Annotated in this window: 7 protein-coding genes; all 7 read right to left on the reverse strand. The window is 72.0% G+C overall.

The genetic code is table 11. The features are described 5' to 3' along the window. Window positions 1-141: 141 nt before the first annotated feature. A complete protein-coding gene (locus tag QI554_RS40315; protein ID WP_343230860.1) occupies window positions 142-1,425 on the reverse strand; it encodes a CinA family nicotinamide mononucleotide deamidase-related protein in 1,284 nt (427 codons plus the stop codon). 38 nt (window positions 1,426-1,463) lie between these two features. Continuing rightward, window positions 1,464-2,150 (reverse strand): CDP-diacylglycerol--glycerol-3-phosphate 3-phosphatidyltransferase, encoded by a 687-nt coding sequence (gene pgsA / locus QI554_RS40320; protein WP_281477780.1) that lies wholly within the window; start codon window positions 2,148-2,150, stop codon window positions 1,464-1,466. Window positions 2,151-2,374: 224 nt separating this feature from the next. Continuing rightward, window positions 2,375-3,895: a 30S ribosomal protein S12 methylthiotransferase RimO gene (rimO, locus tag QI554_RS40325; RefSeq protein ID WP_281477782.1), complete on the reverse strand. Its 1,521-nt coding sequence runs from the start codon at window positions 3,893-3,895 to the stop codon at window positions 2,375-2,377. 245 nt (window positions 3,896-4,140) lie between these two features. Next, window positions 4,141-4,908: a helix-turn-helix domain-containing protein gene (locus tag QI554_RS40330; protein ID WP_281477771.1), complete on the reverse strand. Its 768-nt coding sequence runs from the start codon at window positions 4,906-4,908 to the stop codon at window positions 4,141-4,143. Between the two features lie 140 nt (window positions 4,909-5,048). Next, window positions 5,049-7,574 (reverse strand): FtsK/SpoIIIE family DNA translocase, encoded by a 2,526-nt coding sequence (locus tag QI554_RS40335; RefSeq protein ID WP_281477772.1) that lies wholly within the window; start codon window positions 7,572-7,574, stop codon window positions 5,049-5,051. A 119-nt stretch (window positions 7,575-7,693) separates the two neighbouring features. Then, the gene (locus QI554_RS40340; protein WP_281477774.1) at window positions 7,694-8,404 is read right to left on the reverse strand and encodes a response regulator; all 711 of its coding nucleotides are present in this window, start codon (window positions 8,402-8,404) and stop codon (window positions 7,694-7,696) included. A 368-nt stretch (window positions 8,405-8,772) separates the two neighbouring features. Beyond that, a partial coding sequence (locus QI554_RS40345) for a hybrid sensor histidine kinase/response regulator (protein ID WP_281477776.1) occupies window positions 8,773-12,436 on the reverse strand: 3,664 nt, incomplete at its 5' end.

Consider the following 12,436-nt stretch of genomic DNA (forward strand, 5'->3'; position numbering starts at 1 on the left):
ACAGCCCCACCGTACCCGGCAGACCTCGACTGCGTACCGGGTCTGTCGTCCTGTTCACCGAGGGCGTGACGCCGAGCCCTCCCGGACGACGGCTTGTCCTGTTCGTTCCGTACGTTCCGCATCGGTCGCACAACCCCCCTCTCAGCCCGGGAATTCCCGGGTCCGCTCGTGCGGAAGGCCGAGCAGCACGCGGCGCAGCAGCTCCAGGGCCCGCACCACGGCCAGGGCTCGGATCCTGTCACGGTCTCCCGGCAGATGTACGGAAACCGCCACAGTGCCCTCCGGACCCGCCACCGCGATGTGCACCTCGCCCACGGGCCGACCGTCCTGCGGCTCGGGGCCGGCCACACCGGTCGTGGCCACCCCGTACGTACCCGACAGGAGCCCGCGCACACCCTCCGCCATCGCGCGTGCCACCTGCGGGTGCACGGCGCCCTCGGCCGCGAGGAGTTCCGGGTCGACGCCCAGCACACCGGACTTCACGTCGGTCGCGTACGCGGTGACCGAGCCGCGGAACGCCGCGGACACCCCCGGCACCGTCACCAGCGTCGACGCGAGCAGCCCGCCGGTGAGCGACTCGGCGGCGGCCAGCGTCACTCCGCGCTCGACGAGCAGCCGCGCGACGACCGCGACCAGCTGCTCGGATCCCTCCGCGTACACGCAGTCGCCGAGCAGTTCGTAGGCGCGCATCGCGGCCGCGTCGACCGCCTCGTCGCCACCGGGGCCGGTCGAGGTCAGCTTGACGCGCGTCTCGCCGGGCACCGCCAGGTAGGCGACCTCGACGGCGCCCGCCGCGGCGAGGTCCTTCTCCAGCGGCTCGAGGTACTGCGCGACGACGCCCTCGCCGACGCCGACCGTGCGCAGCACGCGCTGGGCCCGCGGCGCGGGCGCCCCGGAGCGGCGCAGCAGGTCGGGGAGCACCTGGTCGCCGAACATGGCGGCCATCTCGGACGGCACGCCGGGCGTCGCGTAAAGGACGGTCCCGTCGATCTCGATCGTGACGCCGGGCGCGCTGCCGTTGGCGTTGGGCAGGATGCGGCCGCCCTCGGGCACGTCGGCCTGCTGGAGGCCGAGCCCGGCCAGCGTGCGGTTGGTGCCGCGGTAGCGGTCGCGCAGCCACTGCTCGATGCCGGGGTCGCGGTGCAGCTCGACGCCGGCCACGCGGGCGATCGCCTCGCGCGTGCGGTCGTCGGAGGTGGGGCCGAGGCCGCCGCTGACGATGACCGCGTCGGCCCGCTCGACCGCGACGCGCAGCACGTCGACGAGTTCGTCGAGGCCGTCGCCGACCGTGGACACCCCGGTGACGCGCAGGCCCGCGTCGGTCAGGTCGCGGCCCAGCCGGCTCGCGTTCGTGTTGACGACGTCGCCGTTGAGCAGCTCGTCGCCCACCGCGACCAGTTCGACCTTCACCGCTGGATCCCCCACTCCGCTCGCGTCCTCGCGGGTCGCCCCGCCCTCGCTGCCTACTCGCCGCCCCGGCCGGAGTCGGCGGCGCCCGCCGGGACCCCTCCGTCGGCGGCCTCCGCGCCGGTTCCGTCGGCCGGACCGGTGTCGGTCCCGTCGACGCCGTCCGTGTCCTCGTCGCCGCCGTTCGGACCGCCGCGCATCGCCTTCACGACGTAGTCGAGGCCGGTGACCACGGTGGCGATCACCGCGGCGGCCATGACCCACCACCGGAAGCTGGCCAGCGGCCCCGTGATGACCAGCACGTACATGCCGATCGCGGTGCCCTGGAGCATCGTCTTGAGCTTGCCCCCGCGGCTGGCGGGAATCACACCGCGCTTGATCACCCAGAACCGCATGAGCGTGATGCCGACCTCGCGGAACAGCACCAGGCCGGTGACCCACCAGGGCAGGTCGCCGAGCGCGGACAGGCCGATCATCGCCGCGCCCATGAGCGCCTTGTCGGCGATCGGGTCGACGAGCTTGCCGAAGTCGGTCACCAGGCCGTGCCGGCGGGCCAGCATGCCGTCGAAGCGGTCGCTGATGGAGGCCACCGCGAACGCGGCCCACGCGTAGGCGCGCCAGACCGGGTCGTGGCCGCCGTCCTGCACCAGCAGGTACACGAACAGCGGGACGATCGCGATGCGCAGCATGGTCAGCGCGTTGGCGGCGTTCCACACGCTGACGGACGTGGTCGGGTCGCCCAGCCGGTCCGGCTTGGGCGGGTGGTTGGCGGCCGCCGTACGGACCGCCTCGGCCGGGTGCGCGGCCGCCGCGCGGACCGCCTCGGCACGCTGGGACGCCGCGACCCGGACCGCCTCCGCGCGCAGAGCGGCCGCGGCGCGCACGGCCTCGGCGCGCTGCGCGGCGGCGGCTCTGGCGGCCTCCGAGGGGCGCGGGCGGCCCGGCGAAGTCGGGGTCGGGTCTTGGGTCACCGCGCGGATCCCGCGGCTGTGGGCTGCGCGTCGGGCGCGGCCGGCTCGGCGTCCTCCAGCACGTCGGCGACGAGGTCGACGCCCTCGCTGCCGACGACGAGGGCGCGCACGAAGGTGCCGACCTCCAGATCGCGGCCGCGCAGCACGGTCAGGCCGTCGATCTCGGGGGCCTGGTGCGCGGCGCGGCCCTCGGCGGTGACCGTGCCGTCGTCGTCGACCCCGATGATCTCCTCGACCAGGACGCGCACTTCACTGCCGACGCGCTCCTCGGCGCGCTGGGCGGTGAGCTCCTCGGCGAGGCGCGTGACGCGCTCCAGGCGCTCGGCGACCACCTCGTCGGGCAGCTTGCCGTCGTAGCCGGCCGCTTCGGTGCCCTCCTCGTCGGAGTAGCCGAAGACGCCGATCGCGTCGAGGCGGGCGCCGGTGAGGAAGCCGACGAGCTCCTCGACGTCCTCCTCGGTCTCGCCGGGGAAGCCGACGATGAAGTTCGACCGCGCGCCGGCCTCGGGGGCCTTCGCGCGCACCTGCTCAAGAAGGCCGAGGAACGCCTCGCGCGAGCCGAAGCGGCGCATGCGGCGCAGCACCGGCTCGCTCGCGTGCTGGAAGGACAGGTCGAAGTACGGCGTGACGCCGTCGGTGCCGGTGAGCACGTCGATCAGGCCGGGGCGCATCTCGGCGGGCTGCAGGTAGTTGACCCGGACCCGCTCGATCCCGGGGACCGCGGCGAGCTCGGGCAGCAGGGCCTCGAGCAGGCGCAGGTCGCCCAGGTCCTTGCCGTAGGACGTGGAGTTCTCGCTGACCAGCACGATCTCGCGGACGCCCTCGCCGGCCAGCCAGCGGACCTCGGCGACCAGGTCGGTGGGGCGGCGGGAGAGGAAGGAGCCGCGGAAGGACGGGATGGCGCAGAACGAGCAGCGCCGGTCGCAGCCGGACGCGAGCTTGACGGACGCGACCGGGCCGTCGCCGAGCCGGCGGCGCAGCGTGCGCGGGCCGGACGCCGGGGCGACGCCGTCGGGCAGGTCCTCCGGCACCGAGCTTTCGGGGGTCTCGCCGTGGCCGGGCACCGCGCCGGCGGCGGCCTGCCGCTCGACGGGGCTCAGCGGCAGCAGCGTGCGGCGGTCGCGCGGGACGTGCGAGGTGTGCTTCTCGCCCGAAAGGATGGCGCGCAGCCGGCCCGCGATGTCCTCGTAGTCGTCGAAGCCGAGGACGGCGTCGGCCTCGGGCAGCGCGCCGGCGAGCTGGTCGCCGTAGCGCTCGGCCATGCAGCCGACCGCGACGACGGCCTGGGTGACGCCGCCGTCCTTCTTCAGGTCGGCGGCCTCGAGGACCGTGTCGATCGAGTCCTTCTTGGCGGACTCGACGAAGCCGCAGGTGTTCACGAGGACGACCTCGGCGTCCTCGGCGTCCTCGGTCAGCCGCCAGCCGTCGGCCTCCAGGCGCCCCGCGAGTTCTTCGGAGTCCACCTCGTTGCGGGCGCAGCCCAACGTGACCAGCGCCACCGTGCGGCCCGCGCCCATGGGGGCGGTCGCGGTCAGGGCGTCGGCGGGGCGGGGCTCGGACGGGGTGCGGGGGGCGGGCATGCCGGAAAGCCTACGTCAGGACGGGACCCGGACCGGACGCGGGAAGGCTTCCGCGTCACCGGGTCGTGGGACGGACGGTATCGGTGGGGTGCGTGGGGCGCTCTCCAGGGGCGCGCGGGAAGGTCTCGCCGCGCGCCCGGGGGCGGCCGCCGCACGCCCGCCGTGGTCGATCGGAGCGCTGGTCAGCCCTGCCGCGGGTCGCCGGGCTTGAAGCTCAGCCGGGCCACCGTGACCTTGGGGTTGGTGCTGGCCGGGCCGATGTCCTTGCCGTTGACGTTCAGCCGGACCTGGTCGGCGTTGCCGATGATCAGCTTGAGCTCGGTCGGGTCGGCGAACTCCTTGTTCCCGCCCTTGTCGATGATGCCCTCGAAGTAGACGGTCTTGCCGGTGGTGTCGGTCGCGCGCACCCAGCTGTTGCCGTCGACGGCGTCGACGCGCACCTTCACCTGCGCCGGCGCCTGCGCGACGACCTCGGAGGGCGGCGGGGCCTGGGTGACGGGCACGGGCGCCGCCTGCGGCGAGGTGGACGCCGGGCCGGCGGCCTTGGGCGAGGCGGTGTCGGTGGACTCGCTGTCGGAGCCGCTGACGAGCTGGAAGCTGACGAACGCGAGCACGACGACGACCGCGACGGCCATGGCCGCCGTCCAGCTGGGCGCCAACCGGCGTTCCGGGCGCACGCGTTCGGGTTCGAAGATCACCGTCGGGCTCGGCACCGGCGTGCTGCGGTGCGCGCCGTCGAACTCGGCGACCAGCGGCTCGGGGTCGAGGCCGACCGCGCGGGCGATCGAGCGGATGTGGCCGCGCGCGTAGAAGTCCCCGCCACAGCCGGAGAAGTCGTCCCGTTCGACGGCCTCGATCAGGGGTGGCCTGATCCGGGTGACCTCACTCACCTGATCGACGGTGAGACCCGCCTCGTTGCGGGCGTCGGCGAGAGTCTGACCGATGGACACGTGCGCGCCTCCGTGCGTGCGACCACTGCGGCGGAATTCAGTCTAGGGCCGGGCAGAACGGGAGTTTTACGGCTGAGTACCCGGAAAGCCACTCGTGTGGCGCAGCCGCAACACAAACGATCAGAAGTGAAGCCTTTTGCTCATTCCCCGCGTAGCGTCGTCAACACCTGATCAAGTTCATCCGGCTTGATCAACACGTCGCGGGCCTTGGAACCTTCGCTCGGACCGACGATCCCACGCGACTCCATCAGGTCCATCAGGCGGCCTGCCTTCGCGAACCCTACGCGCAGCTTGCGCTGCAGCATGGACGTCGAACCGAACTGCGTCGAGACCACCAACTCCGCGGCCTGGCACAGCAGGTCGAGGTCGTCGCCGATCTCCTCGTCGATCTGCTTCTTCTGCCCGCCGGCCGCCGCCACGTCCTCGCGGTACTCCGGCTGCAGCTGCTCCTTGCAATGGCGGACGACCGCCTCGATCTCGTCCTCGGTGACGAACGCGCCCTGCATACGGACCGGTTTGTTGGCCCCCATCGGCAGGAACAGCCCGTCGCCCTTGCCGATCAGCTTCTCGGCGCCCGGCTGGTCGAGGATGACCCGGCTGTCCGCCAGCGAACTGGTCGCGAACGCCAGCCTCGACGGCACGTTGGCCTTGATCAGGCCGGTCACCACGTCGACACTAGGGCGCTGCGTCGCCAAAACGAGATGAATGCCGGCGGCCCGGGCCAACTGGGTGATCCGCACGATCGAGTCCTCAACGTCGCGCGGCGCCACCATCATCAGGTCGGCCAGCTCGTCGACGATCACCAACAGGTACGGGTACGGCGCCAGTTCCCGCTCGCTGCCGGGCGGCGTCGTCAGCTTGCCCGAGCGCAGCGCGGCGTTGAAGTCGTCGACGTGCCGGTAGCCGAAGTTGGCCAGGTCGTCGTACCGCATGTCCATCTCGCGGACGACCCACTGCAGCGCCTCGGCGGCCCGCTTCGGATTGGTGATGATCGGCGTGATCAGGTGCGGGATGCCCTCGTACGCGGTCAGCTCGACGCGCTTGGGGTCGACCAGCACCATGCGCACCTCGTCCGGCGTCGCGCGCATCATGACCGAGGTGATCAGCCCGTTGATGCAGCTCGACTTGCCGGCGCCGGTCGCGCCCGCGACCAGCACGTGCGGCATCTTGGCCAGGTTGGCGACCACGAAGCCGCCCTCGACGTCCTTGCCCAGCGCCACGAGCATCGGATGCTGGTCGGAGACCGCCTCGTCCGAGCGCAGCACGTCGCCGAGGTTGACCATCTCGCGGTCGGTGTTCGGGATCTCGATGCCGACCGCGGACTTGCCCGGGATCGGACTGATGATCCGCACGTCCGGGCTCGCCACCGCATAGGCGATGTTCTTCGCCAGCGCGGTGATCCGCTCGACCTTGACCGCCGGGCCCAGCTCGACGACGTAACGGGTCACCGTCGGGCCGCGGGTGAAGCCCGTCACCCGCGCGTCGACGTTGAACTCCGCGAACACCTGCGTCAACGCGGCGACCGTGTCGTCGTTGGCCTTGCTGCGCGCCTTGCCGGGGCCGCCGCGCTTGAGCATGTCGGCGGCCGGCAGGTGGTAGGTGATGTCGCCGGAAAGCTTGAGCTGCTCGCTGCGCGGCGGCGCGGCCGAGTGCGGCGGCGCGGGCTGCCGCGTCATGTCCGGCACCGACGCCTTGCGGCCCCGCGCGCCCGGCACCGGGAGCGCGGCACCGTCCAACGCGGCGGCAGCCGCGGCGGCGACGTCGATCGGGTCCGGGCCCTCGGCGAACGCCCCCTGGCGGCGGCGCGGCTTCGGGCGCGGCTTCTCCTCGCCCGCGGCGGCCTTCGCGGGCAGGTCCGCGTCGTCGTCGGGCAGCGGCTTGCGGCGCCGCGGGCGGGGCGCCTCCTCCTCGTCGTCCTCGTACGGCTCGTAGTCCTCGTAGGACTCCTCGCCGCCCGGGAAGCCCAGGTAGCTGCGCAGCCGGTCCGGCACCGCGGCGACCGGCGTGGCCGTCACCACCAGCAGGCCGAACGCGATGACCAGCAGCAGAAGCGGTATGGCCGCCCACACCGTGAGCGAGTCGGCGAGCGGCACCGAGAACGCGAAGCCGATCAGGCCGCCCGCGTCGCGCATCGCGGTCGCTCCGGACGACGGGCGCGGCATGCCGGCGCCGATGTGCACCAGGCCCAGCACGCCCGCCACGAGCGCCACGCAGCCGATGATGACCCGGCCCGTCGCCTCGCCGCGGTCGGGGTGGCGGATCACCCGCACCGCGAGCGCCGCCACCAGGAACGGCACCAGCACGTCGAGTCGGCCCACCGTGCCGGCGACCACAGCGGTCGACGCGTTGCCCACCGCGCCGTGCGCATTGCCCCACGCCCCGGCGGCGACCACGATCGCCACACCGAGGAGGGCCAGGCCGACGCCGTCGCGCCGGTGCGCCGGATCGAGGCCGCGGGCGCCGTGGCCGATGCTTCGCAGCACCCCGCCGAGCCCGTGTGCGAGCCCCAGCCAGATGCCCCTCACGAGCCGGAAGACCAGGTCGCCGATCCGCTCGAACACGCCCGGCTTGGGCGGCGGAGGGGGCGGAGCGGCCTTCTTGGCCGGAGCCTTCTTCTTCGCGGCGCCGCCGGTCCGGGCGCCGCCGCCGGACGTACGCGTGGCCATAAGCCGAGGTTACCCTCCGAGCACGTACGTCTCACGCGCCACAGCGGCACTCATGTGATCGTGTCGTCGTTTGGTCCGATTTGCCGGCCGAACCCGCGCCCGGCACCCGGCCGGACGGGCTAGGCGGGGTCGGGGGTGCGCCGGGCCGGCGGCGGAATCGTCGGACGCGGCTCGGGCGGGGCCGTTCCGCCGTGCCCCGCAGGCGCCGGGACCAGCGCGTCCAGCGCGGCGCGCAGCCGGGCGATACGGCTCAGCACGTGGTTGGCCGAGGCCGCGAACGCCGGGTCGGCCGCCAGCTCAAGCTGCTTGGCCATGCCGTCGGCACTCTCCTCGAGCGCCGCGAGCCGGGTGAACAGCTCGGCGAGCACGTCGTTGGGCCGGCTGTCACCCGGCGCCGCCTCCAGACGGCCGCGCAGCAGCGCCGCCTGCTCGCGCAGCTGGCAGTTCTTCTTGTACAGGTCGACGAACACCGCGACCTTGGCACGCAGCACCCACGGGTCGAACGGCTTGGAGATGTAGTCGACGGCACCCGCCGCGTAGCCGCGGAAGGTGTGGTGCGGGCCGTGGTTCAGCGCGGTGAGGAAGATGATCGGGATGTCCCGGGTCTTCTCGCGGCGCTTGATGTGCGCCGCTGTCTCGAACCCATCCATACCGGGCATCTGCACGTCGAGAAGGATCACCGCGAACTCGTCGGTCAGCAGCGCCTTGAGCGCCTCCTCGCCCGAGTGCGCGCGCACCAGGGTCTGGTCGAGCGCGGAAAGGATCGCCTCAAGTGCGAGCAGGTTCTCCTGACGGTCATCGACCAGGAGGATCTTGGCCTTCTCCGTCATGGCCCACCCTCTTCGATCCGGCGACCCGGGCAGGCCCGCGTCCCGGTCGGCTCCGCTCGTCTCTGGCTCAGTGTTCTGCCGCTTCGTACACATACTGGTCGGGGTCAGTGGTCGTCCCGGTCATGCTAGTGCTCCGGACCTGACCAGGGCAGGCGGTTCCGGAAGCAGCGACCGCAGGGCGTAACCGAAAACCAACGCACGGTGCCGGAACAGTCTCGCTGAACCCTCCCACGGATCGAACGCGCGCGACATCCCCCCGGTTCCCGACAGACGGGATTCCGCCGGGAATCGGCCTACTTCTCCCACCGGTTCCCCGGCGAACCGGACATCCCGGGCGGCTGATCACCGCCGCGGCCCCGCGCCCCTCCTCAGTGTTCCAGCCAGGTACGGATGAGACCCAGGAGATGCGCGGTGTCCACGGGCTTGGCCACGTAGTCGGACGCCCCGGACGCGATGCTCTTCTCCTGGTCGCCCTTCATGGCCTTCGCGGTCAGCGCGATGATCGGCAGCCCGGCGTACTGCGGCATCCGGCGGATCGCCGCGGTGGTCGCGTAGCCGTCCATCTCCGGCATCATGATGTCCATCAGGACGATGGCGATGTCGTCCTCGGCCTCCAGCTTCTCGATGCCCTCGCGGCCGTTCTCCGCGTACGTGACCACCAGCCCGTACTGCTCGAGCACGCTGGTCAGCGCGAACACGTTGCGCACGTCGTCGTCGACGATCAGCACCTTTTCGCCATGGAAAGACCCCTCGAACGGGTGCACGGCCGGCTTCGGCCGGGCCTCCGCGGGGACCGGCCGCACGGCGTCGGCCACCGCGGCGGCGAGCGCGTCGGGGCTGGAGACCCGCTGGAGCGTGGCGATCCGGCGGCGGAAGGCGCGAAGCCTCGCGGCCTCCGAGCGGGTGGGGCTGCCCGGCACGTGGACGACGACCGGGAGCCCGGCCAGGTCGCCGCGGTCGGCGAGCGACTCCAGGATCCGCCAGCCGCCGTCGTCGGCCAGCCGCAGGTCGACGACGACGCACGCGGGCGAGAACAGCTCGATGGCCGCGGTCGCCTCCGCCGGGGTCGCGGCGGTGGCGACGTCGACCGCCTCGGCGAGCCCGGCGAGCGTGGTGACGATCGGCCCGCCTTCCTGCTGCGGCTCCTCGACCGCGAGCACCCGGGCCCGCGACACGTGCGGAGTGTGGACGACCATCCGCCCCGGCTCGCCCGGCTCCGGCACCGCGCCGGCCGCCTCGACCGGAGCGGCCGCGGGCGGCAGCACACCGCCGAGGACGACGCCCCCGTTCGGGGACGGCCGCACGCCGTCGAGCGGGCGCGACACCCGCTCCGAGGGCGCGGGCAGTTCGGGCACGAGCCGGCCGAACGCCGCGCCGACCGAGGTGTGGTCGTCGTCGGCCAGCACGTTGTCGAGCGGCACGTACAGCGTGAACGTGCTGCCGCGGCCCGGCTCGCTCTCGGCGTGGATCTCGCCGCCCAGCAGCCACGCGATCTCGCGGCTGATCGACAGGCCCAGCCCTGTGCCGCCGTAGCGGCGGCTGGTGGTCCCGTCGGCCTGCTGGAACGCCTCGAAGATCACCTTGAGCTTGTCCTCGGCGATGCCGATGCCGGTGTCCACGACCGAGAAGGCGATGGCGTGCTCGGCGCCGTCCAGGTCGGTGCCGCCCACCGGGATGTCCTCGGTGAGCCGGATGACCACCTCGACGGAGCCGTTGTCGGTGAACTTGACCGCGTTCGACAGCAGGTTGCGCAGGACCTGCTGCAGCCGCTGCTCGTCGGTGTAGAGCGTCGCGGGGACCTCGGGCGACACGTGCACCGTGAAGTCGAGGCCCTTCTCGGCGGTCAGCGGCCGGATCGTCGCCTCGACGTAGTCCATGAGCTGGACCAGCGCGATCCGCGCCGGGCGCACGTCCATCTTCCCGGCCTGCACCTTCGACAGGTCGAGGATGTCGTTGATCAGTTGCAGCAGGTCGGAGCCCGCGGCGTGGATGGTCTCGGCGAACTCGACCTGCTTGCGGGTCAGGTTCCCCTCGACGTTGTCGGCGAGCAGCTTCGCCAGGATCAGCAGGCTGTTGAGCGGTGTGCGCAGCTCGTGCGACATGTTGGCGAGGAACTCGGACTTGTAGCGGGAGCTGAGCGCGAGCTGCTCGGCGCGCTCTTCAAGGGCCTGGCGGGCCTGCTCGATCTCGCTGTTCTTGATCTCGATGTCGCGGTTCTGCCGGGCGAGCAGCTCCGCCTTGTCCTCCAGTTCGGCGTTGGAGTGGCGCAACTCGCCCTGCTGCCGCTGGAGTTCCTCGGAGCGCTCCTGGAGCTCCTCGGTGAGCCGCTGGGACTCGGCGAGCAGCATCTCGGTCCGGGAGTTCGCCATGATCGTGTTGACCGTGACGCCGATCTGCTCGTTGAGCTGCTCCAGGAAGTTGCGGTGCACCTGGGTGAACGGGCTGAAGGAGGCCAGTTCGAGGACGCCGAGCAGCTGGTCCTCGAACAGCACCGGCAGCACGACGACATTGACCGGGGAGGCCTCGCCGAGCCCCGAGGAGATCTTGATGTACCCGGGCGGCGCCTGCTCCACCAGGATCGAGCGCTTCTCCAGCGCGGCCTGGCCGACCAGCGACTGGCCGAGCCGGAACCGGGTCGGGGCACCGCCGTTCTGGTAGCCGTAGCTGGCGATCAGGCGCAGTTCGACGTGGTCTTCCTGGGTCAGTTCGGCGAGGAAGAACGCGCCGTGCTGCGCGGAGACGACGGGCGTCAGCTCGCTCATGATCAGCGCGGCGACCGCCATCAGGTCGCGGCGGCCCTGCATGAGGCCCGAGATACGGGCCAGGTTGGTCTTGAGCCAGTCCTGTTCGCGGTTCGCCTGGGTGGTCTCCCCCAGGTTCGCGATCATCTGGTTGATGTTGTCCCTGAGTTCGAGGATCTCGCCGCGCGCGTCGACGTCGATCTGCAGCGTCAGGTCGCCGCGGGTCACCGCGGTGGCCACCTCGGCGATCGCGCGGACCTGCCGGGTCAGGTTGCCCGCCAGCTCGTTGACGTTCTCCGTCAGTTGCTTCCAGGTCCCGGACACGCCCTCGACCTCGGCCTGGCCGCCGAGGATGCCGTCGGTGCCCACCTCGCGGGCCACACGGGTGACCTCGCCGGCGAACGCGGACAGCTGGTCGACCATCGTGTTGATGGTGGTCTTGAGCTCGAGGATCTCGCCCCGCGCGTCGACCGTGATCTTCTGCGACAGGTCGCCCTTCGCCACCGACGTGGTGACCTCGGCGATCGACCGCACCTGACCGGTCAGGTTGTCGGCCATCGAGTTGACGTTGTCGGTCAGGTCCTTCCACGTGCCCGCGACGCCCGGCACGTGCGCCTGGCCGCCGAGGATGCCCTCGGTGCCCACCTCGCGCGCCACGCGCGTGACCTCGTCCGCGAACGAACGCAGCGTGTCCACCATGGTGTTGAGGGTGTTCTTGAGCTCGAGCACCTCGCCGCGCGCGTCCACGGTGATCTTCTGCGACAGGTCGCCGGACGCGACCGCGGTCGCCACCTGCGCGATGTTGCGCACCTGGCTGGTGAGGTTGTTGCCCATCGAGTTGACGTTGTCGGTCAGGTCCTTCCAGGTGCCCGACACACCGCGCACCCGTGCCTGGCCGCCGAGGATGCCCTCGGTGCCCACCTCGCGCGCCACGCGCGTGACCTCGTCCGCGAAGGCCGACAGCTGGTCGACCATCGTGTTGATGGTGTCCTTGAGTTCGAGGATCTCGCCGCGGGCGTCGACGGTGATCTTCTGCGACAGGTCGCCGCCGGCGACCGCCGTCGTGACCTCGGCGATCGACCGCACCTGACCGGTCAGGTTGCCCGCCATGACGTTGACGGACTCGGTGAGGTCCTTCCACGTACCGGAGACGCCCTTGACGTCCGCCTGTCCGCCCAACCGTCCCTCGGTACCGACCTCGCGGGCCACACGGGTGACCTCGCCGGCGAACGCGGACAGCTGGTCGACCATCGTGTTGATGGTGGTCTTGAGCTCGAGGATCTCGCCCCGC

This window comes from Yinghuangia seranimata (assembly GCF_029953285.1).
Lineage (GTDB): Bacteria > Actinomycetota > Actinomycetes > Streptomycetales > Streptomycetaceae > Yinghuangia > Yinghuangia seranimata.

Coding starts and splice junctions, on each gene's coding strand:
- rimO (WP_281477782.1), bottom strand. CDS start 3,895: ATGGGCGCGGGCCGCACGGTGGCGCTGGTCACGTTGGGCTGCGCCCGC.
- QI554_RS40335 (WP_281477772.1), bottom strand. CDS start 7,574: ATGGCCACGCGTACGTCCGGCGGCGGCGCCCGGACCGGCGGCGCCGCG.
- QI554_RS40340 (WP_281477774.1), bottom strand. CDS start 8,404: ATGACGGAGAAGGCCAAGATCCTCCTGGTCGATGACCGTCAGGAGAAC.